The 24,543-nt window shown below is 72.8% G+C and carries 23 protein-coding genes; 15 read left to right on the top strand and 8 right to left on the bottom strand.

The annotated features are described in order from the left end of the window. Positions 1–53 precede the first annotated feature (53 nt). From C4J65_RS23585 to C4J65_RS23560, 6 genes are all read left to right on the top strand, one after another. Complete coding sequence (locus C4J65_RS23585) at positions 54–560, top strand: dual specificity protein phosphatase family protein (RefSeq protein ID WP_162833314.1); 507 nt, start codon at positions 54–56, stop codon at positions 558–560. 126 nt (positions 561–686) lie between these two features. Continuing rightward, positions 687–1,487 carry a hypothetical protein gene (locus C4J65_RS23580; RefSeq protein ID WP_115744182.1) on the top strand — a complete coding sequence of 267 codons (801 nt, stop codon included), beginning with the start codon at positions 687–689 and terminating at the stop codon, positions 1,485–1,487. After that, on the top strand, positions 1,484–2,728 hold the full coding sequence (locus tag C4J65_RS23575; protein WP_115744181.1) for an ATP-binding protein: 1,245 nt from the start codon (positions 1,484–1,486) through the stop codon (positions 2,726–2,728). The genes C4J65_RS23580 and C4J65_RS23575 overlap by 4 nt, the downstream gene beginning before the upstream one ends. 107 nt (positions 2,729–2,835) lie before the next feature. Continuing rightward, positions 2,836–3,315, top strand: coding sequence for an SH3 domain-containing protein (locus tag C4J65_RS23570; protein ID WP_115744180.1), 480 nt, complete (start codon positions 2,836–2,838; stop codon positions 3,313–3,315). Between the two features lie 43 nt (positions 3,316–3,358). Beyond that, positions 3,359–4,732, top strand: a complete 1,374-nt coding sequence (locus tag C4J65_RS23565) for an FtsW/RodA/SpoVE family cell cycle protein (protein WP_162833313.1) — start codon at positions 3,359–3,361, stop codon at positions 4,730–4,732. Positions 4,733–4,748: 16 nt separating this feature from the next. After that, on the top strand, positions 4,749–6,239 hold the full coding sequence (locus C4J65_RS23560; protein WP_115744179.1) for a penicillin-binding transpeptidase domain-containing protein: 1,491 nt from the start codon (positions 4,749–4,751) through the stop codon (positions 6,237–6,239). Here C4J65_RS23560 and C4J65_RS23555 read toward each other — a convergent pair. Then, positions 6,214–6,813 carry a Uma2 family endonuclease gene (locus tag C4J65_RS23555; RefSeq protein ID WP_115746598.1) on the bottom strand — a complete coding sequence of 200 codons (600 nt, stop codon included), beginning with the start codon at positions 6,811–6,813 and terminating at the stop codon, positions 6,214–6,216. The genes C4J65_RS23560 and C4J65_RS23555 overlap by 26 nt on opposite strands. A 237-nt stretch (positions 6,814–7,050) precedes the next feature. Here C4J65_RS23555 and C4J65_RS23550 point away from each other — a divergent pair, with 237 nt between their 5' ends. From C4J65_RS23550 to C4J65_RS23535, 4 genes are all read left to right on the top strand, one after another. After that, positions 7,051–7,989 carry a diiron oxygenase gene (locus C4J65_RS23550; protein ID WP_115744178.1) on the top strand — a complete coding sequence of 313 codons (939 nt, stop codon included), beginning with the start codon at positions 7,051–7,053 and terminating at the stop codon, positions 7,987–7,989. A gap of 62 nt (positions 7,990–8,051) precedes the next feature. Then, a complete protein-coding gene (locus tag C4J65_RS23545) occupies positions 8,052–8,705 on the top strand; it encodes a TetR/AcrR family transcriptional regulator (protein WP_115744177.1) in 654 nt (217 codons plus the stop codon). A 68-nt stretch (positions 8,706–8,773) separates the two neighbouring features. Next, entirely contained in the window at positions 8,774–9,097 is a 324-nt protein-coding gene (locus tag C4J65_RS23540) for a hypothetical protein (RefSeq protein ID WP_115744176.1), read from the top strand. Between the two features lie 103 nt (positions 9,098–9,200). Beyond that, complete coding sequence (locus tag C4J65_RS23535; protein ID WP_115744175.1) at positions 9,201–10,370, top strand: C40 family peptidase; 1,170 nt, start codon at positions 9,201–9,203, stop codon at positions 10,368–10,370. On the opposite strand, the gene C4J65_RS23530 is transcribed toward C4J65_RS23535, so the two are convergent. The 5 genes from C4J65_RS23530 to C4J65_RS23510 are packed head-to-tail and all read right to left on the bottom strand — an operon-like array spanning position 10,334 to position 16,169. After that, positions 10,334–11,596: a styrene monooxygenase/indole monooxygenase family protein gene (locus tag C4J65_RS23530; protein WP_115744174.1), complete on the bottom strand. Its 1,263-nt coding sequence runs from the start codon at positions 11,594–11,596 to the stop codon at positions 10,334–10,336. The genes C4J65_RS23535 and C4J65_RS23530 overlap by 37 nt on opposite strands. A gap of 44 nt (positions 11,597–11,640) precedes the next feature. Next, positions 11,641–12,282 carry an ATP/GTP-binding protein gene (locus tag C4J65_RS23525; protein WP_003973677.1) on the bottom strand — a complete coding sequence of 214 codons (642 nt, stop codon included), beginning with the start codon at positions 12,280–12,282 and terminating at the stop codon, positions 11,641–11,643. Next, entirely contained in the window at positions 12,263–12,715 is a 453-nt protein-coding gene (locus tag C4J65_RS23520; protein ID WP_115744173.1) for a DUF742 domain-containing protein, read from the bottom strand. The genes C4J65_RS23525 and C4J65_RS23520 overlap by 20 nt, the downstream gene beginning before the upstream one ends. Then, complete coding sequence (locus tag C4J65_RS23515) at positions 12,712–13,233, bottom strand: roadblock/LC7 domain-containing protein (RefSeq protein ID WP_162833312.1); 522 nt, start codon at positions 13,231–13,233, stop codon at positions 12,712–12,714. Before C4J65_RS23515 ends, C4J65_RS23520 begins: the two co-directional genes overlap by 4 nt. After that, entirely contained in the window at positions 13,230–16,169 is a 2,940-nt protein-coding gene (locus tag C4J65_RS23510) for a nitrate- and nitrite sensing domain-containing protein (RefSeq protein WP_115744172.1), read from the bottom strand. Before C4J65_RS23510 ends, C4J65_RS23515 begins: the two co-directional genes overlap by 4 nt. Positions 16,170–16,633: 464 nt before the next feature. Between C4J65_RS23510 and C4J65_RS23505 the strand changes: the two genes are divergently transcribed. Continuing rightward, positions 16,634–17,425 carry a protein phosphatase 2C domain-containing protein gene (locus C4J65_RS23505; RefSeq protein ID WP_115744171.1) on the top strand — a complete coding sequence of 264 codons (792 nt, stop codon included), beginning with the start codon at positions 16,634–16,636 and terminating at the stop codon, positions 17,423–17,425. A 21-nt stretch (positions 17,426–17,446) separates the two neighbouring features. Here C4J65_RS23505 and C4J65_RS23500 read toward each other — a convergent pair whose 3' ends face one another. Beyond that, positions 17,447–17,941 carry a MarR family transcriptional regulator gene (locus C4J65_RS23500; RefSeq protein ID WP_115744170.1) on the bottom strand — a complete coding sequence of 165 codons (495 nt, stop codon included), beginning with the start codon at positions 17,939–17,941 and terminating at the stop codon, positions 17,447–17,449. 249 nt (positions 17,942–18,190) lie between these two features. Here C4J65_RS23500 and C4J65_RS23495 point away from each other — a divergent pair, with 249 nt between their 5' ends. Next, positions 18,191–19,018: a lysozyme gene (locus tag C4J65_RS23495; protein WP_115744169.1), complete on the top strand. Its 828-nt coding sequence runs from the start codon at positions 18,191–18,193 to the stop codon at positions 19,016–19,018. Between the two features lie 73 nt (positions 19,019–19,091). On the opposite strand, the gene lon is transcribed toward C4J65_RS23495, so the two are convergent. Next, entirely contained in the window at positions 19,092–21,515 is a 2,424-nt protein-coding gene (gene lon / locus C4J65_RS23490; protein ID WP_115744168.1) for an endopeptidase La, read from the bottom strand. A gap of 178 nt (positions 21,516–21,693) precedes the next feature. On the opposite strand from lon, the gene C4J65_RS23485 reads away from it, so the two are divergent. The 3 genes from C4J65_RS23485 (at position 21,694) to C4J65_RS23475 (ending at position 24,364) form a co-directional block, all read left to right on the top strand. Beyond that, a complete protein-coding gene (locus C4J65_RS23485) occupies positions 21,694–22,392 on the top strand; it encodes a spermidine synthase (RefSeq protein WP_115744167.1) in 699 nt (232 codons plus the stop codon). A 113-nt stretch (positions 22,393–22,505) separates the two neighbouring features. Continuing rightward, positions 22,506–23,240 carry a response regulator transcription factor gene (locus tag C4J65_RS23480; RefSeq protein ID WP_003973686.1) on the top strand — a complete coding sequence of 245 codons (735 nt, stop codon included), beginning with the start codon at positions 22,506–22,508 and terminating at the stop codon, positions 23,238–23,240. After that, on the top strand, positions 23,237–24,364 hold the full coding sequence (locus C4J65_RS23475; RefSeq protein WP_115744166.1) for an ATP-binding protein: 1,128 nt from the start codon (positions 23,237–23,239) through the stop codon (positions 24,362–24,364). The genes C4J65_RS23480 and C4J65_RS23475 overlap by 4 nt, the downstream gene beginning before the upstream one ends. Positions 24,365–24,543: the final 179 nt, after the last annotated feature.

Genomic DNA, 24,543 nt, shown 5'->3' with positions numbered 1-24,543 from the left:
CGGTTGCCTTCGGGATGAGTCGGGCAGACCCTGGGCGGGACTGGGAGGTGCCTGTGCGTACCCGTGGGAGTGGTCCGGACGTGCCGGCCCCGGACCGGCCGTGGGACGAGATCGTGCCGGGGCTGTGGATGGGCGGGCACGAGTTCCGGCGGACGCCGGGGCGGCTGGAGTTCGCCGTGGTGCGGGACGAGTTCGACCTGGTGCAGACGCTGCTTCGGCTGCCCGGACACGGGCCGGACGAAGGGGTCGAGCACCATGTGTGGCCGATCCCGGACGGCCCCCTGGACGGCACGCAGCTCGCCGGGGTGATCCGGCTGGCCCGGGCCGCGGACGAGGCGCTGGACGGGGGCCGGAAGGTCCTCGTCCGCTGCTATCACGGGTACAACCGCTCCGGTCTCGTCGTCGCGCACACCCTGATGCGCCGGGGCGGCGGCGCCGAGGAGGCGATCCGGCTGATCCGGGCCCGGCGCTCGCCCTGGGCGCTGCACAACGACCTGTTCGTGGCGTATCTCCGCACCGGCCTGGCCACCGTGCGGCTGCTGGAGGAACTGGCCGAGTAGCCCGGCGGGCCCGTACGCACGCAAAATGGCCTTCCGTACGGCGTCGCGTGCGGTGCCGCGATGCCCGTGGTGCCGCCCGCGGCCGTGCGGGACCGCCGACGCCGATCACCGAACCCCAGGAGTGCAGTGCTCCCGAGCCGCCGCGGGCATGCCGTCCGCGTCCCCGCCGCCCTCGCGCTGCTCCTGGCGACCATGGCGACCGGTGTGCTGGCGGCCTGCGGGGACACCGGTGGCCTGGAGGGTGCCGGGGCGACGCCCGCCGCGCGCGATCCGGCCCGGCTGTGGCCGGGCCTGACCCCGGCGTCCAGTCCGGCGTACGACATCGGCGAGGTGGAGCACGGGACGGTGAAGGGCGTCGCCGTGCCGGGTGGCGACATCCGCAGGGCGGACCCGGTGGCCGCGGTGCGGGCCGAGATCGCCGCGCACCCGGACGACTACGCGGGCGCGAAGGCGCGGTACCACGAGACGTCCGTGCGGATGGCGGACTGCGGCACGGACGGCGCGGGCGACGAGCCCGGCGGCTGCCCGGTGCTCAGGCCGTACTACCGCGACCTGACCGGCGACGGGCGGCCCGAGATGACGCTGGGTTTCCGGCTGCTGCCGGACCGGCTGACGGCCGTGCGGGTCTACACCGTGGAGAAGGACCGGCTGGTGCGGGTCATGTCCTACGAGGACGCCGTGAGCGCGGTCGAGCTGGCCGGACGGACGGTGATCGTCCGCTCGCCCTCGGAGGTCGCCGGGTACGAGTACCGCCTCCAGTGGACCTGGGACGCCGACCAGCGGGCCATGCTGCTGACCAGCGACGAGATGCTGCGCACCGACGACGGCGGGCAGCACACGAAGCGTCCGTCCGCCTCGGCGTCACCCTCGGCGTCACCCACCGCGTCGCCTTCGCCCTCGCCCTCGCCCTCGGCGAGCGCCCGGTGAGGCTCGCCCTCCCCCGGTGGGCCGGGCCGCTGGCGGTGAAGGCGGCCGTCTTCATCACCGTGATGTGCTGCGCGCTGGCCGCGCTGCTCGGCGTCCTGGTGCACGTCTCGGTGACCAACCGGACCGTCGGCCAGGCGCGTGACGCGGCCCTGTCCCGGCTGGGCGAGGCGACGGAGTCCTACGAGGCGGGGGATCCGATGCGGCGCGGGGCCGGCATCGACCCGGCGGGGCTGCCGCGGCCGCTGCGCGAGCTGGCCGCGTCGGGCCGGCGCGGCACGATGCTCGCCGAGTACGCGGGGCGCCCCACGATGTGGGCGGCGGGGCCCGCCGACGGCGGCCGGGCGCTGGCGGTGCGGGTCGACCACTCCCAGGGCCAGGCCACCATCGACGGCCTGGACGGCACGCTCGTGTGGTCGTCGGCGCTGGCGATCGGGGCCACGTTGCTGGTCGGCGCGTTCGCGGTGACGCGGGTGACGCGGCGGCTGCACACGACGGCGCGGGTGGCACGGCGGATCAGCGCGGGCGACCTCGACGCGCGGGTCGGCGATCCGCGCGCGCAGGATCCGACGCGCCCGCAGGACGAGGTGGCGTCGGTCGCCGCCGCGCTGGACTCCATGGCGTCGTCGCTGCAGGGCAAGCTGCTCGCCGAGCAGCGGTTCACCGCGGACGTGGCGCACGAGCTGCGCACCCCGCTCACCGGCCTGCACGCGGCGGCCGAGCTGCTGCCGCCGGGCCGCCCCACCGAGCTGGTCCGGGACCGGGTGGCGGCGTTGCGCACCCTCACCGAGGACCTGCTGGAGATCTCCCGGCTGGAGAGCGGCCGGGAGCGGCCGGCGACGGAGCCGGAGGAACTGGGCGCGCTGGTGCGGCGGGTCCTGCGGGGCTCGGGCACCGACACGCGCGTGGACGTCGTACGGGACGCGCGGGTGGAGACCGACCGGCGGCGCCTGGAGCGGGTGCTGGGCAACCTGGTCGCGAACGCGCACCGGCACGGGCGGGCGCCGGTGGTGCTGACCGTGGACGGTGCGGTGATCACCGTGCGGGACCACGGGGACGGCTATCCGGAGTACCTGCTCGCGCACGGGCCGCAGCGTTTTCGCACCGAGGGCGGGACGAAGGGGCACGGACTCGGGCTGACGATCGCGCTGGGACAGGCCGAGGTGCTCGGGGCGCGGCTGGAGTTCACCAACCCGCCGGACGGCGGGGCGCTGGCCGGGCTGACGCTGCCTCAGCAGCCCTGACCACGGCGTCTTCCCCGATGGCTCAGTGCGGCGGGCGGCGCTCGCGGGGCGCTCCTAATGTGGCGGTTAGTCACCTGAAGACCCGTTCGCTCCCGGGAGGTACTCCCATGTCCCCACTGTCCGCACCGGCCTCGCGTTCACCCCTGGTCCGCGGCCTCGCCACCGCCCTCGCGGCCGGCGCGCTCGCCACCGCCGTCGCCGTCACCCCCGCCGCCGCGAACGGCGAACGGGGAGGCGACACCGGCTCCACGTCCGCCGTCACCGGCGGAGGAGACGGCGGCCGAGGCAGTGCAGGAAACGGCGGCGGAAACGGGGGCGACGCGTGGGGCGGGGGCGACGGCCGCCAGGAGCAGGGCCGTTACCGCGGTGTCGTGACGGCCGACCGGCTCGCCCTGCGCACCTCGCCGAGCCGCGGCGCGGACGTCATCCGGTACGCCCGCAGGGGCGAGGTCGTCTCCATCTACTGCAAGACGCCCGGCTCCAAGGTCAAGGGCAACCCGCTGTGGTACCTCCTCACGGACGGCACCTGGGCGTGGGGCGCGGCCCGGTACATCGACAACATCGGCCCCGCGCCGCGCTGGTGCTGAGCCGGACACTCCGCACACCACACCATTTGGGTAAGTTCCGGACATGACCAAGGCCGGAACCGGAACCGGGATCACCGTGGCACAGGCGGATACCCCCGCTCCCGTCGCCCGGCTCCCCCGGCGCCGGGGCATCGAACTCGCGCTCATCCTCATGGCCGTCCTGCTGTCGGTCTTCGGCTACTGCAACGTCGGCCTCGCCCAGCAGGGCGCCCTTCCGCCCGGCGCCGCCGGATACGGCGCCGGGCTCGGGGTGCTCGCGCTCCTCGCCCACCTGGCGGTACGACTGCGCGCCCCGTACGCCGATCCGCTGCTGCTGCCCATCGGGGTGCTGCTCAACGGCCTCGGCCTGGTGCTGATCTACCGGCTCGACCTGGAGACCCCGGACGACCGGGCGGCCCCGACCCAGCTGGTGTGGTCGACGCTGGGTGTCGCGCTGTTCATCGTGGTCGTCCTGCTCCTGCGGGACCACCGGGTCCTGCAGCGCTACGCCTACGTGTGCGTCGCGGCGGCGCTCGCCCTGCTCACCGTGCCGATCTTCTTCCCGGCGGTGAACGGCGCCCGCATCTGGATCCGGATCGAGGGCTTCTCCATCCAGCCCGGCGAGTTCGCGAAGGTGCTGCTCGCGGTGTTCTTCGCCGCCTACCTGGCCGCCAACCGCAGCGCGCTGGCCTACGCGGGCCGCCGGGTGTGGCGGCTGCAACTGCCCACCGGCCGGGTGCTCGGCCCGATCCTGGCGGTGTGGCTGGTCAGCGTCGGCGTCCTGGTCCTGGAGCGGGACCTGGGCACCTCGCTCCTCTTCTTCGGCCTGTTCGTGGTCCTGCTCTACGTCGCCACCGGCCGCACCGGCTGGATCGCCGTCGGGCTGCTGCTGGCCTCGCTGGGCGCGGTCGCCGTGGGCTGGCTGGAGCCGCACGTGCACACCAGGGTGGAGGACTGGCTGCACCCCTTCGCGTCCATCGAGGCGGGCCACGGGCCGAACCAGCTGGCCCAGTCCCTCTTCGCCTTCGCGGCGGGCGGGGTGACCGGCACCGGTCTCGGCCTCGGCCACTCGGTCCTGATCGGCTTCGCCGTCAAGTCGGACTTCATCCTGGCGACGGCCGGCGAGGAGCTGGGCTTCCTCGGCCTGAGTGCCGTCTTCCTGCTGTACGGGCTGCTGGTGGAGCGCGGCTACCGGGCGGGGCTCGGCGCCCGCGACCCCTTCGGCCGGCTGCTCGCGGTCGGTCTCTCCTCGATCGTCGCGCTCCAGGTGTTCGTCATCGCGGGCGGGGTGACGGGGCTGATCCCGCTGACCGGCATGGCGATGCCGTTCCTGGCGCAGGGCGGGTCCTCGGTCGTCACCAACTGGGCGATCGTGGCGCTGCTGATCCGGGTCAGCCACGCGGCCCGCAGCCAGGCCGGCGGGCGGGCGGAACCGTGAGCGGGGAGCGGCGGAGGTGACCCGGAACATCCGGCACGCCGCCGTCTTCTGCGCCCTGTTGCTGGTCGCCCTGGTGGTCAACGCGGCCCGGGTGCAGATCGTCCAGAAGCCGGAGTACGACGACAACCCGGCCAACCGCCGCCCCGACATCGCCCGCTACCAGCAGCCGCGCGGCGACATCCTGGTCGGCGGCAGGGCGGTCACCGGCTCCCGGGACACCGGTGAGCACCTGCGCTTCGAGCGGACCTACGCCGACGGGCCGATGTACGCGCCGATCACCGGCTTCGCCTCCCAGGCGTACGGGACGACGCTGCTGGAGCACGCCGAGGACGGCCTGCTGTCCGGCGCCGACCCGATGCTGGCGCCGCTGCCGCTGTGGAACGACGTGACGGGGGCCCACAACCCGGGCGGCGACGTGGTCACGACGATCGACGGGGCCGCGCAGCGGGCGGCGTACGAGGGGCTGGGCGGGCGCAAGGGAGCGGTGGCCGCGGTCGAGCCGGCCACGGGCCGCGTCCTGGCCCTGGTCTCCACCCCCTCCTACGACCCGCAGCTGCTGTCCGGCAACAGCGCGGCCGCCACCCGCGTCTGGAACCGGCTGAACGCCGACCCCGACAAGCCGATGCTCAACCGGGCGGTGAGCCGGACCTATCCGCCGGGTTCGACGTTCAAGGTGGTCACCGCGGCGGCCGCGCTGGACGCGGGCGTGATCCGCGACCTGGACGCGCCGACCCGCTCCCCCGACCCGTACACCCTGCCCGGGACGCGGACGAAGCTCACGAACGAGGCCGACGGGTGCCGGAACGCCTCGCTGCGGGAGGCGTTCGAGTGGTCCTGCAACACGGTGTTCGCCAAGCTGGGCGTGGACGTGGGCGTGCGCGGCATGGCGGCGACGGCGGAGGCGTTCGGCTTCAACGACGACGGGCTGCGGGTCCCCTTCCCCGTCGCGCGGAGCACCTTCGACACCGGCGTGGACCGGGCGCAGCTCGGCCTGTCGTCGATCGGCCAGTACAACACCCGGGCGACGCCGCTGCAGATGGCGATGGTAGCGGCGGCGGTGGCGGGCGGCGGTCAGGTGCGCTCGCCGTACCTGGTGGAACGGACGCTGCGGGCGGGCGGCAGCCTGGTGGCGGCGGCCGGGTCGCGCCCCTCCCGCGAGGTGATGCGCCCCTCGACGGCGGCGCTGCTCAAGGAGCTGATGACCGGCGTGGTGGACAAGGGCACCGGCGCGAAGGCGGCGATCCCGGGCGCCACCGTCGGCGGCAAGACCGGCACCGCCCAGCACGGCGTCGGCAACTCGGGCACGCCGTACGCCTGGTTCATCTCCTGGGCGCGGGGGGCCGGGGACATCGAGCCGAAGGTCGCGGTCGCGGTGGTGGTCGAGGGCTCGGCCTCGGACCGGGAGGGCATCAGCGGGGGCGGGCTGGCGGCGCCGATCGCGCGGGCGGTGATGGAGGCGGTGCTCGGGGGTGAGGGCGGGGCTATCGGCGACGGTTCACGGCGGTGAGGTCGATGTCGATGAGGAAGGGGACAGTGAGTTTGAGGCGGTTGTGGAAGATGCCAGTGGGCACGTAGGTCTTCGCCGTCGACTCCAGTTCGTACACGTAGACAACGGGCAGTCCGTTGTTCTGCTCGATCCGCCAGTAGTGCGTAATGCCCGCAGCTGCGTACTTGCGGGGCTTGGTCTCCCGGTCTCTGTCAATCGAGTCCTCGGAGACCACCTCAGCGGCCAGAAGAACGTCACCGTGGAGGAGACGAGTCTGCTTGGGTCCCAGGTCCGCACCGGCCCGGGCCACCAGCACGTCGGGCTCCGGACGGTTCCGGTCGTTGAGCGTCACCGTGAACTCGCGGTAGATCTCGAATTCGTCCGGCGCCTGGTCGCTGAGGGCGCGGTCCAGCAAGCGGATCGTACGCATGTGAAAAGCGGTCTGCGGACTCACGAAAACAAGGCTCCCGTCGATCAGCTCCGTGTGCGGAGGCAGGTTGGGAAGCTCGTCGAGGTCGTCCGCCGTCCAGCCGCCCTCCGGCGGACGGGGCCACTCGTAGTCGTCGTCCAGCCCGTAGTCACGCGCGGCGCTCATGATCGCTCCCATGTCCCGGAGTCTGACGGACACGGCCAGCGTACCCAGGACGAACGCCGACGGAGCGCCCCATCGAGCGAACCCACACCGGACGATTGACGGCCACCCCACCTTTACTCGCGGTCAACAAGTTGGGCGCAGGGGATTGACGAGCTTACTGACACGCAGTCTCATAAGAACCGGCACGCTGGAGTGACCGCGGGTAACACGATCCGTTCGACGAGGTGGGACACAGCCATGACGACCCTGACGGAAGCCGACGCGCTCGAGGGCCTGCGCGACGCGCTCGGTCTGCTCAAGGACCGGGAGCAGGTGGCCGAGCGGCTGCTCGACTCGTCCGCCAAGCACTCCTTCGACCCGGACAAGGAGCTGGACTGGGACGCGCCGTTCGAGGACGGCAAGTGGTTCTGGCCGCCGGAGCTGGTGTCGCTGTACGACACGCCGATGTGGCAGCGGATGAGCGAGGAGCAGCGCATCGCGCTCTCCCAGCACGAGGCCGCCGCGCTCGCCTCGCTCGGCATCTGGTTCGAGCTGATCCTGATGCAGCTCCTGGTCCGGCACATCTACGACAAGGCGGCGACGAGCGCCCACGTGCGCTACGCGCTCACCGAGATCGAGGACGAGTGCCGGCACTCGAAGATGTTCGCCCGGCTGATATCCCGCGGCGAGACCCCCTGGTACCCGGTGAGCCCGGTCCACCAGCACCTGGGACGCCTGTTCAAGACGATCTCCACCACCCCCGGTTCCTTCACCGCCACGCTCCTCGGCGAGGAGGTCCTGGACTGGATGCAGCGCCTGACCTTCCCGGACGAGCGGGTCCAGCCGCTGATCCGGGGCGTCACGCGCATCCACGTCGTGGAGGAGGCCCGGCACGTGCGGTACGCCCGTGAGGAGCTGCGCCGGCAGATGGTGACGGCCCCGAAGTGGTCGCAGGAGTTCACCCGGGTCACCTCCGGCGAGTTCGCCCGCGTCTTCTCCAAGGCGTTCATCAACCCCGAGGTCTACCCGAACGTCGGCCTGGACAAGCGGGAGGCCCTGGCCCAGGTCCAGGCCAGCGGCCACCGCAAGGAGATCATGCAGACCGGCGCCAAGCGCCTGACCGACTTCCTGGACGACATCGGCGTCCTGCGCGGCGCCGGCCGCAAGCTGTGGCGGTCGTCGGGACTGCTGGCCTAGTCCGGCCGGTCCGCCTCGCCGACGTGGGTGGACGCCCGGTCGTGCGGGTTACGCTGCGGTTCATGACCCCGCAGGCCCCCACCCCCGCCTACCGCCGCCTCAGCGTGGAGGAGCGCCGCGTCCAGTTGCTGGAGGCGGCGCTCGCGCTCTTCGCGCACCGGGCCCCGGAGGAGGTCTCCCTGGACGACGTGGCCGAGCAGGCCGGGGTCTCGCGGCCGCTGGTGTACCGGTACTTCCCCGGCGGCAAGCAGCAGCTGTACGAGGCCGCGCTGAGCTCCGCCGCCGACGAGCTGCGGCTCTGTTTCGACGAGCCCCGCGAGGGTCCGCTGCTGGCCCGGCTCTCCCGCGCCCTGGACCGCTATCTCACCTTCGTCGACGAGCACGACACCGGTTTCAGCGCCCTGCTGCGCGGCGGCAGCGTGGTCGAGACCTCGCAGACCTCGGGCATCGTGGACGGCGTCCGCCGGGCCGCCGCCGACCACATCATGCGCCACCTGGACGTCGCCGAGCCGGGTCCCCGGCTGCGGATGACCGTCCGGATGTGGATCACTGCGGTGGAGGCGGCCTCGCTGATCTGGCTGGACGAGGACAAGCAGCCGCCCTTCGACGAGCTGCGGGACTGGCTGGTGGAGCAGTTCCTCGCCGTGCTGACGGTCACCGCCCGCCGCGACCCGCAGACCGCGACGCTGGTCGAGGCGCTGGCGGCGGACCTCTGACACCGGGCGGACCCGACAGGGGAGCGACGACTTCCGGCACCCGAGCCCCGATCACCGACACTGGTGCCGTGAAGAGCGAAGACACCCCCTTCGAGGGCGGCCCCATGGACGGACGGGTACTGCCCGTCCTGGTCGGGATGACCGGGCACCCGCCGAAGACGTACCGCATCCCCGTCCCCGACCCGGACGGCGGCCCGCCCACGGTGCTCGTCTACCGGCGCGTGCCCCGGGACGCCCGGGGCGGGTTGCGGTTCGCCCGCTGGAAGTACGCGTATTCCCCCGGCGGGGAGAAGGGCTCCGGACGGAAGTGGCCCTGGTCGAAACCGGAGCGTCCGGCGGCCGCCGATCCAGACGCCACGCCGGGTGGCAAGCCGGACGACGCGGACGGGTGACCCGGTTGCGCCGATCCGCGCACACTCGGCGCGCGAAGCCCGCCGACCCGCCACATGCTCACCGTGCGGAGCGGACCCGCCGCCCCGCAGCGGAGGTGATGGTGTGTCAGGAAGGCTTCTGCGTCTGGTGTGTACGGCGGCGCTCGCGGCCGGGATCGTCCTCGCGCCGGTGCCCGCCGCGGCCGAACCCGGGCCCGGGCCGGCCGAGGGGGCGGCCGGTGACCGTACCGTGGCCGGGCTGCTGACGGACCTTCAGCGGCTGTACCGGGAGGCGGAGCGGGCCACCGAGACCTACAACGGCACCGAGGAGCGGCTGAAGCAGCAGCGCGCCCGGGTGCTGCGGCTGAACGCGGAGCTGACCCGGACCCGGCTGTCGCTGCGGGACAGCCGCGGCGCGGCCGGGCGGCTGGCCCGGCAGCAGTACCAGAACAGCAGCGACTTCTCCCCCTATCTGCGGCTGCTGCTCGCCCGCGACCCGCAGCACGCCCTCGACCAGGGGCATGTGATCGGCAGGCTGTCCACGGAGCGGGCCGAGACGGTGGGGCGGCTGACCGGCGACACGAGGAAGGCCGACGAGCTGGCCGGGCGGGCCCGTGCGGCCCTGGCCCGGCAGGCCGCCCTCGCCGAGCGCCAGGAGAGGGAACGGGACGGCGTGCGCGAACGGCTGCGCGCCGTCGAGGAGCTGCTCGCCTCCCTCACCCCGGAGCAGCTGGCCGCCCTCGCGGAGCTGGAGAGGAGCGGGGTCGCCGAGGAACAGGAGCGGTTCCTGGCGTCCGGCGCGCTCGGTGACGACGCCAAGCCGTCCGCCGGGGGCGAGAGGGCGGTGCGCTTCGCGGTGGAGCAGCTCGGCAAGCCGTACGAGTGGGGCGCCGAGGGCCCGGCGTCGTACGACTGCTCGGGGCTGACCTCGGTGGCCTGGGAGCGGGCCGGGACGCCGATCCCGCGCACCAGCCAGGAGCAGTGGGCCCGCCTCGGCCACGTGCCGCTGGACGAGCTGCGCCCCGGTGACCTGGTCGTGTACTTCCCCGAGGCCACTCACGTCGCGATGTACCTCGGCGACGGCATGGTCGTCCAGGCACCCCGCCCCGGCGCCGACGTCAAGGTGTCGCCGATCGCCGCCAACCCGGTCCTGGGCGCCGTACGCCCCGACCCCGGCGGGGAGCCGGTACGGCGCTACACGCCACCGCGACTCCCCCGGGGGGCGACGGACGGGTCGGACGAGGGGTACACGGACGCCTACGCGCCCGCGGTGCCCGCGAGCTCGGCCAGGTAGCCCTCGGTCTTCGCCGGGTCGTAGAAGAAGTTCTCGAAGTCGGACGGGTCGTCGAAGCCGTTGGCGAAGCGGTCGGCGACGGGCTGGAGCTGCGTCGCCGCGCCGAACAGGTTGAGGATGTGCTCCGGCGGCGGGGCCAGCATGGTGTTCGTCCACTTGGTGACGTGCTGCGCGGTCTCCCAGTAGCGGTCGAAGGTCTGCCGCATCCAGGCCTCGTCGAACTCCTGGTCGCCGTGCTCGACGATCGAGGCGAGGTAGGACGCGGCGCACTTGGACGCGGAGTTGGAGCCCTGGCCGGTGATCGGGTCGTTGGCGACGACCACGTCGGCCACACCGAGGACGAGACCGCCGCCAGGGAGGCGGCCGATCGGGTTGCGGACGGTGGGGGCGTAGCGTCCCGCCAGGGTGCCGCCGGCGTCGGTCAGTTCGACCTTGGTGGCCCGCGCGTACTCCCAGGGGAGGAACTTCTCCATGAGTTCCAGCGTCAGGGACAGGTGCTCCGCCGGGTCCTTGACGTCCTTGAAGGCGTCGAGCGGGCCGCCGGGTATGCCCTCCCAGAACAGGATGTCGGCCCGGCCGGAAGTGGTGAACGTCGGCATGATGAACATCTCGCCGACGCCCGGCACCAGGTTGCAGCGCACGGCCTCCGTCTCCGGGTGCTCGGGGCGCGGGCCCATCCCGTGGACGTAGGCGACGGCGAGGGCGCGCTGCGGCTCGCTGTACGGAGACCTCCCCGGGTCCCGGCCGAACATCTGGACCAGTTCGCCCTTGCCCGCCGAGACCAGGACGAGGTCGTAGGCGCGGGAGAAGTAGTCCAGGTCGCCGACGGCCGCGCCGTGGATGACCAGCTGGCCACCGCGCTGGGCGAAGGTCTCCATCCAGCCGGCCATCTTCACCCGCTGGTCGACCGACTGCGCGATGCCGTCGAGGTGCCCGAGCCAGTCGATCGCGCGCTGCGAGGGGCCCGGGTCGAAGGAGCCGGGGGCCGCCACCGAGACGCCGAGACCCTCGATCTTCGGGGCCTGGGACTCCCAGAAGTTCAGCTGGAGATCACGCTCGTGCTGGAGTGCCGTGTGGAACATGCACTGCGTCGACATGACCCGGCCGGTGCGGATCTCGTCCGCGGTCCGGTTGGACATCAGGGTGACCTCGTAGCCGTGCGACTGCAGGCCGAGGGCGAGCTGGAGACCGGACTGGCCGGCTCCGACGACGAGTATCTTCCGCATGCGGTTTCCGTCTCCTGGTCGAGGGCGTCTGGACGAGGGTTCGTCTACTCGGGTGTTTCGTCGAGCGCGTGGCCCACGAGGGACAACAGCGTCTCGATGGCCGAGATCCGACGGCGCGCGTCCATGATCATGACAGGTATGTGCGCCGGGATCGTCAACGCCTCCCGCACGTCCTCCGCCTCGAACAGCTCGCTGCCGTCGAAGTGGTTGACCGCCACGACGTAGGGCAGTCCGCAGCTCTCGAAGTAGTCCAGCGCGGGCCAGCAGTCCTTCAGGCGGCGGGTGTCGGCCAGTACGACGGCACCGATCGCGCCGCGCACCAGGTCGTCCCACATGAACCAGAACCGCTGCTGGCCCGGGGTGCCGAACAGGTAGAGCACCAGGTCGTCGTCGAGCGTGATGCGGCCGAAGTCCATGGCCACGGTGGTGGTGAGCTTGCCCGGGGTGGCGGTGAGGTCGTCGGTCTCCTCGCTCGCCTCGGTCATCAGCGCCTCGGTCTGCAGGGGCGTGATCTCCGAGACGGCGGTGACCAGCGTGGTCTTGCCGACACCGAAACCGCCCGCGACGACGATCTTCGTGGCGACCGGCGCACGAGTGGGATCGGTCTGCCAGGGCTGCACGGGCCCGTCGGTGTCGACGAGCGGGGGGACGCCGAACGCGGCGGCGTCAGAGACGACGGAGTCCACTGAGCACCCTTTCGAGCAGAGCGCGGTCCGGGCGGCCCGTGCCGTGGCCGGTCCCGGTGCCGTACACACGGATCTTTCCCTGGTCCGCCAGGTCGCTGAGGAGCACCCGGACCACACCGAGCGGCATCTTCAGCAGCGCGGCGATCTCGGCCACCGTACGCATGCGGCGGCACAGTTCGACGATGGCCCGCATCTCCGGCATCACCCGGGAGGTCAGGCCGCCGGTCGTCAGTTCCTTGCGCTCCTCGGCGGCTTCGAGCGCGGCGGTGCCGGCCGTGGCGCCGACGAACGTCTCGACGAGCAGCACGTGACCGAAACGGGTGCGGCCGCCGGTGAGCGAGTAGGGGCGTACCCTGGCCGGTTTGCGGTCGGCGCCGCGCACGGGGAGGTGGCCCCGGCCGTTCTTCCCGGGCTTCCTGGGACTGCTGCTCATCGGGCGCTCCCCGTCGGCTCGGACGACTTGGACGACTCGGGCTCCAGGGACTGGCGCAGTTCGGTGCGGAGTTCGGGGGTCAGGACGTGGCCGGCGCGGCCGACGAAGAGGGCCATGTGGTACGCCACCACGCTCATGTCGCACTCCGCGGAGCCGTGCACGCCGAGCAGCGAGCCGTCGCTGATCGACATCACGAACAGGCTGCCCTCGTCCATGGCGACCATCGTGTGCTTCACGGAGCCGAAGTCCATCAGCCGGGCGGCGCCGACGGTCAGGCTGCCCACGCCGGAGACGACGGTGGCGAGGTCGGCGGCGGAACCGCGCGGGCCCGCCCGGGGCGTCTCGCGGGCCTGCCGGGCCTCCTCGTTGCGTCCGGGGTCGGAGGACAGGAGCAGGAGCCCGTCCGAGGAGACCACGGCGACCGACCGGATGCCGGGCACCTCCTCGACGAGGTTGGTCAGCAGCCAGTGGAGATTGCGGGCTTCACTGCTCAGTCCGAAGGTACTGGGCGCGGTCAACTGCTTGCCTCCTCGACGGTGCCCCCCGTGGCTTCTTCGGTTGTCTCCGCCGCGGCGCCCGGCCCCTGGTTCTGCCCGGTGCGGTCGGCGATCTCCGCCTCGACGTCCCGGCGGCCGGCCTCCGCCCCGCGACGGAATCCGCCCAGGCGCCGACGGAGCGCGTCGGCGTCGACGGAATCCGACGTGCGCGGCCGCGGCACCGCGGCGTGGGTGGTGAGCTTCGGGGTCCGCTTGGGCAGACCCTTCTCGGTGACGGGTTCGGCGGGCTCGGAGCCCTCGGACCGTCCGGCTCCCTCGTCCGGCGCGCGGTCGTGGGCGTCGGGTCCGATGGCGTACGGGTCGGGACCGCTCTCCGGCCGGGTCTCCGGTTCCGCTACGGCCGGGAGGAACAGGGCCATCGTGGCGTCGTCGGGGAGGTCGCCGCCGGGGGCGGGACCGTCCTGGGAGGACTCCGTCCCCTCCGCGGGTTCCGGGGTGGCCGACCCGGCCGGGTCCGCACGCTCGTCCGGTTCCGGGGCGTGCGGCGTGTCGGCGTGGGACGTTGCCGCGTCCGCCTCGGCACGGCGTACGGCTTCCTCCGCCGAGGCGACCAGCGGGTCGATGCCGGGCTCGGGGTCCGGGCCCGCTTCCTCCCCGGCACCCTGTGCCGCCTGTTCCGCCTGTTCCGCCGGAAGGGCCCGCTCCGTCCGTGCCGCCTGCTCCGCCTTCTCCGTCCGCCCGTGCAGGACGTTGGAGTTGGCCTCGGCGTCGGCGCCGGGCAGGGAGAAGGTCCCGGTGCCGTCGGTCACCGGCACGGTCGGGGTGAGCGCGGCCGGCGGGGCGGCGGCCAGCAGCGGGCTCGGCAGGACGACGACGGCGGCGACCCCGCCCTGCTTCTGCTCCCGCAGCCGTACCCGTGCCCCGTGCCGGTGGGCGAGCCGGGCGACGACGTAGAGGCCGAGCCCCAGACCGTCCTCGCCCTCCTGGTCGTACGGCGCGTCCGGGTCGAAGTCGGTGAGGCGGGCGTTGAGCCGCTGGAGGCGTTCGGTGGCCATGCCGATGCCCTCGTCCTGGACGGAGAGCATCACCTCGCCGTTCTCCAGGAGCCAGCCGGAGACCTCGACGGGCAGGTCGGGCGGCGAGAAGGAGGTGGCGTTCTCCATCAGCTCGGCCAGCAGGTGGGAGAGGTCGTCGGCGGCGAAACCGGCCACGTGGGCGTGCGGCGGCAGCGCGGCGATGCGCACCCGCTCGTACCGCTCGATCTCGCTGACCGCGGCGCGGACCACGTCGACCAGCGGCACCGGCGAGGCGCTGTGCTGGACGTGCTCGGTGCCGGCGAGGACGAGGAGGTTCTCGCTGTGCCGGCGCATGACCGTGGCGAAGTGGTCGAGCTTGAACAGGGTGGCGAGCCGGTCCGGGTCCTGCTCGCGCTCCTCCAGGCCCTCGATGACGGCGAGTTGCCGCTCGACCAGCCCGAGGGTGCGCAGTGCCAGGTTGACGAAGGTGGAGCCGATGCTCTTGCGCACCACCTCCAGCTGGGCGGCGGACTCGGCGAGTTCGGTGCGCAGCTCCTCGCGGGCGTCGGCCATCCTCTGCCGCTGGCCGACCAGGTGCTTGCGGTCGGACTCCAGCGTGGCGACCCGCCCGGCGAGCGTGGCGGCATGCGTGTGCAGGGCGTTGACGGAGCGGACCACCTGCGCGAACTCGTCGTTGCGGCCGGTGAAGGCGACCGGCTCCTCGGCCGTCGGGTCCGCCGAGCCGGCCAGCCGGGCGGAGCCGCGGCGCAGCACCGACAGCGGGCGGGTGAGGGTGCGGGCCAGGGCGGTGGCGATGCCGACGGCGAGCAGGATCAGTGCGCCGAGGACGGCGATCCGGATCTCCAGCGCGGTGACGTCGTCGTCGCGCAGCTGCTCCAGGGCCTCGACGCGCTTCTCGTACAGGGCGGACTCGGCGCCGCGCATCGCGTCGACGCGGGCGGAGAGCGCCGCGTCCAGCCGCTTGGTGCTGGTGCCGAGGTCGCGCTCGGAGAGCGTCGGCTCGTCGGTGAGGCCGGCGAGGTACTTCTCGGCGGAGTTGACCTCGGGCCCGGCGACCGTGGCGTCGAAGCTGCCGCGCGCCTCCTTGGGAGCACCCTCGCGGAAGTCGGCGAGGGCCGCGTCGGAGCGCACCCGGGCCTGCTGGGCGGCGGCGGCGAGGGCGTCGCGCTGCTCGGCGTCGGCGTCCGAGGAGGTGGTCGTCTCGGTGGGCAGGCCGGTGAGGGGGTCGATGACGGTCTCGGTGGTGCTCGGCACGTTCAGTGCCGCCAGCAGCAGGCCGCGGGTGGCGGCGGCCTGCTGGACGGCGGTGTCCAGCTCGGCCAGGGCGTACGCGCCGGAACCCGCGCGGGGCGGCATCTCCTCGCCCAGCTTCTCGGCCAGGGCGTGGAGTTCGGTGATCGCCTCCGAGTACGCCTGGTGGGCTTCCAGCGCGGTGCTCTTGCCGGTGAGGGCGGCGCGGCGCAGCGCGGCGACGGCGTCGAGGTCCTCGCGCAGGGAGGCGGGCGTGTCGGTGTCGGCGCGCAGCTCCTCCACCTGCCGGTCGACGCGGGCGCTGCGCTGCTCGGAGGGCGCCTTGGACTTGGGGCGGCCGACCGCGATGTACGGGGTGACCTCGTCGCGCTCGTCGGCGAGGGAGTGGGCGAGGGTCAGCGCGCCCTGGGTCTGCTCGGCGAGCGTCACCAGCTCCTGGGAGTCGTGCAGTTGCCCGGAGGCGGCCACGACCGAGGGGGCTCCGGCCCCGGCGACGGCGGCTGCCACGACGGCCACCGCGACGATGAGCCGGTTGCGTACGTGGGTGGCGCGGCCCTTGCCGACGGGGGCCTCCGGCGGCTGCGGAGGGGTGGAGGTGCCGGGGGTGCGCTCCGCGCTCCCCGCGGGGGCCGTCTGCTTGCCTGTGCGACGAGGCCGCGTCTTCTGCACCGGTGCTCGCAATCCTGACTCGTGTACCCGTGGGCCCGGGTGGCGCTCCGTCAACTGGCCGGCCGGGGGCGCGTGCACCCACCGCCGGGCGCTGGGTTGTTCCCCGGCCGCCGACAGCGCGTCGGGCGGGGAGACCGCGTGAGCGGGGCAGTCCCCCACCGGTTCCCGACCCTCCCAGTGCCGGTGGGCGGTGAGCGCGCATCGTCCGACCCGCCACCCGAAGGAGTGAACCCCGGAGGGGAGTTGGGGAGCAAGTTCCCCTGGCGCGTGCCGTGCGGTTGCCCGGCGAGCCGGTTGGACGTCTGCGACGGGCGGTGGCACTATGTGCCGCCACGCGCCGCCGGAGCTTGGAATTCCACCCCAAATCCGGCGCCTGACCTGCGTCGCCGCCCCGGTTCCGGGAGAACCCGGGGAAGGTGCCAGCCTTTTGCGAACGCTGTGAAGGGGTCGTGCAGACTGGCCGGATGCGTACGGAACTCGTCTCGGAACCAGGCCTCGCCGACCAGCCCAACGAGGACTTCGCGAGCGTCGGACTACCCGCCTCGGGACAGGGTGGTTCACTCGTCGTGCTGGACGGCGTGACGCCGCCACGGACCGCGACGGGGTGTCTGCATTCCGTGCCCTGGTTCACGGCGCGACTGGGGGGAGCGCTGACCGAACTGACCGTTTCACTCCCGGATCTTCCCCTCGCCGAGGCCCTGTCCCGCGGCATCGCGCGTACCGCGGCGACGCACGCGGAATCCTGTGACCTTTCTCACCCGCGCACACCGCAGGCAACCGTGGTCCTCGCACGCTGGTCCCCGGACGCCGTCGAGTACCTGGTCCTGTCCGACTCCGCCCTCCTGCTGGAGGCACCCGACGGCACCCTCACCCCCGTCCTGGACGACCGGCTGGCCCGGCTGCCGCGCTCGGCCCTCGTGAGCGACGCGGTGATCGACGCCGGGCTGCGCAACAAGGAGGGCGGCTTCTTCACGGCCGCGGCCGACCCCGCCGTGGCGGCGCGCGCCGTGACCGGGGCGCTCCCGCGCGGTGGGGTGCGGACGCTGGCGGCACTCACGGACGGGGCCGCGCGGTGGGTGGAGAAGTTCGGGGAGGGCGACTGGGCGGACTGCCTGGCACTGGTCCGCAAGCAGGGCGCGCAGGCACTGGTGGACCGGGTGCGGGAGCTGGAGCGCGCGGACGAGGCGGGTGGCCGGGCGTTCCTCGGGCGCAGCAAGACGCACGACGACGCGACGGTGGTCTACGCCGAGTTGTGAGACGGAGGGACGGCGCCGGTCCTACTTCTCCATCCCCCGGTTGAGTTCGTGCAGCAGCCGGGCCAGCTCCGTCACCTCGCGCGGGTTCCAGTCGGCGAGCCGCCGGGCGTACCGGGCGCGGCGGGCCTCCCGGACCCGGCCGACGCGTTCCTGGCCCTCCGGGGTCAGGGTGACCAGCCAGGCCCGGCCGTCGGCGGGGTCGGGCTCGCGGGCGACCAGCCCGAGTTCCTCCAGGGCGCGCAGCTGGCGGGACATGGTGGCCTTGCCGACGCCGATGAACGCGGCGAGGTCGGTGGCGCGCTGGCCGCCGCACTCGCCGAGCCGGACGAGCAGGCCGTACGCGGACGACTCGAGGTCGGGGTGGACCTCCCGGGCCATCTCGCCCTGGTTGGCCCGGGCCCGACGCAGCAGGACGGTCAGCTCCCGCTCCAGGGCGAGGAACTCCGGTTGGTTCACACCACTGCCGGACAGGCGGGCTTCGCCTCCGCGACCGCCGCCGTTCCCGTCTTCGTGCACGTCAGCCCCTGCCTCGATTTTCCGGTCCTGAAAGTTTCCGCCACGGGCCGCCATCGCCGCAGCTCGCCAAGTATTTCGCAGGCTTAGACCAACGGCGGCTCCCGGTCCTCTTCCACCCAGCGTTTCTACGTGCGTAGAGTCTTTCACCGGACCTCCGAATGGCATGCGCACGCCATCCTCATGCCGTCCAGGGGTTCTCCCCACTCGCGCATCCCCCACCGAGCACCACCGAGCCATCGGAGGCACGTCATGCTCGTGCACAGATCCGGATCGGCCCGCGGACGGAGGTTCGCCGTCACCGGGATCCTGCTCGCCGCGTTCTCCCTCGTGTTCACCCTTCCCGCCGACGCCGCGTCGTCCGCGGACGTCCCGGCCCGCGGCTCCGCCCACATGGGCATGGGCGTCGCGGCCCACGACGGCGAACACGGCACCCCCGTCCCGGGCCGAGCGGTCCAGACGGAGGGCGTCGACGTCTCCAGCCACCAGGGCAACGTCGCCTGGTCGACCCTGTGGAACAGCGGCGTCAAGTGGGCCTACGCCAAGGCCACCGAGGGGACGTACTACACCAACCCCTACTTCGCCCAGCAGTACAACGGCTCCTACAACGTCGGCATGATCCGGGGCGCCTACCACTTCGCCACCCCGGACACGACGAGCGGCGCCACCCAGGCCAACTACTTCGTCGACCACGGCGGCGGCTGGTCCAGGGACGGCAAGACGCTGCCGGGCGCGCTCGACATCGAGTGGAACCCGTACGGTGCCACCTGCTACGGCAAGTCGCAGAGCGGGATGGTCTCCTGGATCCGCGACTTCCTGAACACGTACAAGGCCCGCACCGGCCGGGACGCCGTGATCTACACGGCCACCAGCTGGTGGACGCAGTGCACCGGCAACTACGGCGGCTTCGCCGCCAACAACCCGCTGTGGATCGCCCGGTACGCCTCGACGGTGGGCACCCTGCCGGCCGGCTGGGGCTACTACACGATGTGGCAGTACACGTCGTCCGGTCCGACGGTCGGCGACCACAACAAGTTCAACGGCGCGCTGGACCGTGTCCAGGCGCTCGCGAACGGCTGACGGGCCCACCGGCACAGGGCGAAGGCCCGGGCTCCCTCACAGGGCCCGGGCCTTCGTCATCCGGCCACGTCCGTCACGCCGCGACCGGAACCTCGCGCTCCGCACCGTTGGTCGCCGGTGCGAGCGCCAGTTCCAGCACCTGGCGGACGTCGGTGACGGCGTGGACGTCGAGCTTGTCCAGCACCTGGGCCGGGACGTCGTCCAGGTCGGGCTCGTTGCGCTTGGGGATGATCACCGTGGTGATCCCCGCCCGGTGCGCGGCGAGCAGCTTCTGCTTGACCCCGCCGATCGGCAGCACGCGCCCGGTCAGCGAGACCTCGCCGGTCATCGCCACGTCGGTGCGCACCAGCCGGCCCGACAGGAGCGAGGCGAGGGCCGTGGTCATGGTGACGCCGGCGCTCGGGCCGTCCTTGGGGACCGCGCCCGCCGGGAAGTGGATGTGCGCTCCCCGGTCCTTGAGGTCGCCCACCGGCAGCTCCAGCTCGGCGCCGTGGCTGCGCAGGAAGCTCAGCGCGATCTGCGCCGACTCCTTCATCACGTCGCCCAGCTGTCCGGTCAGGGTCAGTCCCGCCGCGCCGGTCTCCGGGTCGGCCAGCGAGGCCTCGACGTACAGGACGTCGCCGCCCGCGCCGGTGACCGCGAGGCCGGTGGCCACGCCGGGCACCGCGGTGCGCCGCTCGGCCGGGTCCTGGGCGGACTCGGGCACGTGGTGCGGCCGGCCGATCAGAGAGCGCAGGTCCGCGTCGGTGACGGTGAACGGCAGCTCCCGCTCGCCCAGTTCGTGCTGGGCCGCCACCTTGCGCAGCAGCCGCGCGATGGACCGCTCCAGGGTGCGTACGCCCGCCTCGCGGGTGTACTCGCCCGCCAGCTTGCGCAGCGCGCCCTCGTCGACGGTGACCTCGTCCGCGTCCAGTCCGGCCCGCTCCAGCTGGCGCGGGAGCAGGTGGTCACGGGCGATGACGACCTTCTCGTCCTCCGTGTAGCCGTCCAGCCGGACCAGCTCCATGCGGTCGAGCAGGGCCTCCGGGATGGCCTCCAGGACGTTGGCGGTGGCCAGGAAGACCACGTCGGACAGGTCCAGCTCCACCTCCAGGTAGTGGTCCCGGAAGGTGTGGTTCTGGGCCGGGTCGAGGACCTCCAGCAGGGCCGCGGCCGGGTCGCCCCGGAAGTCGGAGCCCACCTTGTCGATCTCGTCGAGCAGGACGACCGGGTTCATGGACCCCGCCTCCTTGATCGCCCGCACGATCCGGCCGGGCAGCGCGCCGACGTACGTACGCCGGTGGCCGCGGATCTCGGCCTCGTCGCGGACGCCGCCGAGGGCGACGCGGACGAACTTGCGGCCCATCGCGTGGGCGACGGACTCGCCGAGACTGGTCTTGCCGACGCCGGGCGGGCCCACCAAGGCCAGTACGGCACCGCCGCGCCGGCCGCCGACCACGCCGAGGCCCCGGTCGCCGCGCCGCTTGCGCACGGCCAGGTACTCGGTGATGCGCTCCTTCACGTCCTCAAGGCCCGCGTGCTCGGCGTCGAGCACGGCCTGGGCGCCCTGGATGTCGTAGGCGTCCTCGGTGCGCTCGCTCCACGGCACCTCCAGGACCGTGTCGAGCCAGGTGCGGATCCAGGAGCCCTCGGGCGACTGGTCGGAGGACCGCTCCAGCTTGTCGACCTCCTTGAGCGCGGCCTCGCGGACCTTCTCCGGCAGGTCGGCGGCCTCGACCCGGGCGCGGTAGTCGTCGGACTCCTCGCCGTCCTGCTCACCGTTGATCTCGCGCAGCTCCTTGCGCACCGCTTCGAGCTGGCGGCGCAGCAGGAACTCCCGCTGCTGCTTGTCGACGCCCTCCTGGACGTCCTTGGCGATGGTCTCGGCGACGTCCTGCTCGGCGAGGTGGTCGCGCAGCTGCTGGGTGGCGAGCTTCAGACGGGCGACCGGGTCCGTGGTCTCCAGCAGCTCGACCTTCTGCTCAGTGGTCAGGAACGGCGAGTAGCCGGAGTTGTCGGCGAGCGCGGACACGTCGTCGATGGCCTGGACGCGGTCGACCACCTGCCAGGCGCCGCGCTTGCGCAGCCACGCGGTGGCGAGCGCCTTGTACTCCTTCACCAGCTCGGTGACCTGGCCGGGCAGCGGGTCGGGGACGGTCTCGTCGACCCGGGTGCCCTCGACCCAGAGCGCGGCGCCGGGACCGGTCGTACCGGCACCGACGCGCACCCGGCCCCGGCCGCGGATCAGGGCGCCGGGGTCGCCGTCGGCCAGGCGGCCGACCTGCTCGACCGTACCGAGCACTCCGGTGGCGGCGTGGGTGCCGTCGATGCGCGGGACGAGGAGGACGCGGGGCTTGCCGGGCTCGGACCTGGCGGCGGCCTGGGCGGCCTCCACCGCGGCCCGTACCTCGGCGTCGCTCAGGTCCAGGGGGACGACCATGCCGGGCAGGACCACTTCGTCGTCGAGCGGCAGCACGGGCAGGGTGAGCGGTGTGAAGGCGGCGGACTCAGCAGCCATGATCTCCCCTTCGGCAGTCAAGTTGAGTTACATCGACTCAATGAAAGGGAGCTCCGGATTGTTCCCCCCGGCCTGTTCGCTCTGAGCGATCAAGCTCCGAGGGGTACGTCCCGCCTCCGGGGACAGCACCGTCGTACCGGCGGGCATTCCTCCGCCGGGACGGTGCCAGGATGGGCCGATGCCCCTCACTACCCACGACTTCCCCGACGCGCCCGAGGTGCTGGACCGCCGCGAGGGTCCGTACGGCGAGGTGGTCCTGCGCCGGCACGGGACGTTGCTGCAGATCATCGCGAACGGCTGCTTCCTGATGGACACCTCCGACGGGCGTTCGGAGCGGCGCCTGGTCGACGCGGCGGCCGACGCGCTGGCCGCCTCCGCCGGACGGACCGCTCCGCACCTGCTCATCGGCGGCCTCGGGGTCGGCTTCTCCCTCGCACACGCGGCCGCCGACCCCCGCTGGGGCGGGATCGCGGTCGTCGAGCGCGAGGCCGCCATCATCGAATGGCACCGCGCCGGACCGCTGGCCGCGCTCTCCGCCGAGGCGCTGGCCGATCCGCGCGTGAAGATCGTCGAGGCGGACCTGGTCGAATACGTCAATGAGACATCCGACACGTACGACGCCCTGTGCCTGGACATCGACAACGGCCCCGGCTGGACCGTCACCGAGGGCAACGACGGGCTGTACGCGCCGTCCGGACTGGCGGGCTGCGCACGGCTGTTGAGGCCCGGCGGGGTGCTCGCCGTATGGTCCGCGCAGCCCTCACCGGAATTCGAAGAAACCTTGCGTAATGCCGGTTTCCAACAGGTGCGTACCGAAGAGATCCCGGTTGCCCGGGGCGTTCCGGACGTCGTTCACATCGGCGTCGGGCCTGGATAGCAAAGGCGCGGTGACTCCCCGTACGCTGCCTTCCTGACGCGGATCATTCAAGCGTCAAGCGCAGTCATGGGATCACCCCACGGATTCCGGAAAGCACACCTCAGGGGCGGGCGATGGAGCAGACACAGACCTCCCACAACGGCACGGCCACCCAGGGCGCCCAGCGCCGGGTGCTGGTGGTCGAGGACGATCAGACGATCGTGGACGCCATCGCGACCCGTCTGCGCGCCGAGGGGTTCCTGGTGCAAACGGCGGGCGACGGTCCGTCCGCCGTCGACACGGCCGAGGCTTGGCAGCCCGACCTGCTGATCCTCGACATCATGCTGCCCGGCTTCGACGGCCTGGAGGTCTGCCGGCGCGTGCAGGCCCAGCGGCCGGTGCCGGTGCTGATGCTCACCGCGCGCGACGACGAGACGGACATGCTGGTCGGCCTCGGCGTGGGCGCCGACGACTACATGACCAAGCCGTTCTCGATGCGCGAGCTGGCCGCCCGCGTGCACGTGCTGCTGCGGCGGGTCGAGCGGGCCGTGGTGGCCGCCTCGACACCGCGCAGCGGCATCCTGCGCCTGGGCGAGCTGGAGATCGACCACGCGCAGCGCCGGGTGCGGGTGCGCAGCGAGGACGTCCACCTCACCCCCACCGAGTTCGACCTGCTGGTCTGCCTGGCGAACACGCCGCGCGCGGTGCTCTCCCGCGAGCAGCTGCTCGCCGAGGTGTGGGACTGGGCCGACGCCTCGGGCACCCGGACCGTGGACAGCCACATCAAGGCGCTGCGCCGGAAGATCGGCGCCGAGCGCATCCGTACCGTGCACGGCGTGGGCTACGCCCTGGAGACACCGACGCCATGAGCAGCGGAGGACGGGAAGCCGCACGGAGGAGCCCCGGCCCCCGGACCGCCGGGGAGTCCTGGGGCGGCGTGCGCCCGTTCTCGGTCAAGACCAAGCTCGGCGCGCTGGTCGTGACGTCGGTGCTGATCACCACCGGCCTGTCGGTGATAGCGGTGCACACCAAGACGGAGCTGCGGTTCATCACGGTCTTCTCGATGATCGCCACGCTGCTGATCACGCAGTTCGTGGCGCACTCGCTGACCGCGCCGCTGGACGAGATGAACGCGGTGGCCCGGTCCATCTCGCACGGCGACTACACCCGCCGGGTGCGCGAGAACCGCCGCGACGAGCTGGGCGCCCTGGCCGTCACGATCAACCGCATGGCCGACGACCTGGAGGCCCAGGACCTCCAGCGCAAGGAGCTGGTGGCGAACGTCTCGCACGAGCTGCGTACCCCGATCGCGGGCCTGCGCGCGGTGCTGGAGAACATCGTCGACGGCATCACCGAGGCCGACCCGGAGACCATGCGCACGGCGCTCGGGCAGACCGAGCGGCTCGGCCGGCTGGTGGAGACGCTCCTTGACCTCTCCCGCCTGGACAACGGCGTCATACCGCTGCGCAAGCGGCGCTTCGAGGTGTGGCCGTACCTGTCGGGCGTGCTGAAGGAGGCCAACATGATCGCCTCGGCGCGCGCGGGCATCGCCTCGGGGTCCGGCAGCCACACCCGCACCGACGTGCACCTGGCGCTGGACGTCTTCCCGCCGGAGCTGACCGCGCACGCCGATCCCGAGCGCATCCACCAGGTCGTCGCCAACCTCATCGACAACGCCGTCAAGCACAGCCCGCCGCACGGCCGGGTGACGGTCCGGGCGCGCCGCGGCGAGCTGCCGGAATCGCTCGAGCTGGAGGTTCTCGACGAAGGACCCGGCATTCCGCGCTCGGAGTGGCGCCGGGTGTTCGAGCGGTTCAACCGGGGTTCGGTGTCGCGGCCGCACGGTCCGGGCAGCGACGGCGGCACCGGTCTGGGCCTCGCGATCGCGCGCTGGGCGGTGGATCTGCACGGCGGCCGGATCGGGGTGGCCGAATCCGAGCGGGGCTGCCGGATCCTCATCACTCTTCCGGGCCTGCCGTCGACGTCCGGTTGACGTAGGGTTCGAAGCGGAGCGTCAAGATCCACTGCATCCGCGCTGGCGGACACGTGTGATCAGGCACAGGCCCGCGTTTGAGAGGCGCCGGGTCCCGGCCTCCCGATCCCTCACGCGGCAGAACCTCGCTTGTTTCCCGCCATTTCCAGCGCCGAAACGCGGTCTGCGATGTGACTTAC

It is taken from the genome of Streptomyces sp. CB09001 (genome assembly GCF_003369795.1).
In the GTDB taxonomy this organism is placed as follows: Bacteria; Actinomycetota; Actinomycetes; order Streptomycetales; family Streptomycetaceae; genus Streptomyces.
The sequence above is the reverse complement of the archived record's forward strand: the minus strand, read 5'-3'. Positions and strand labels throughout refer to the sequence as shown.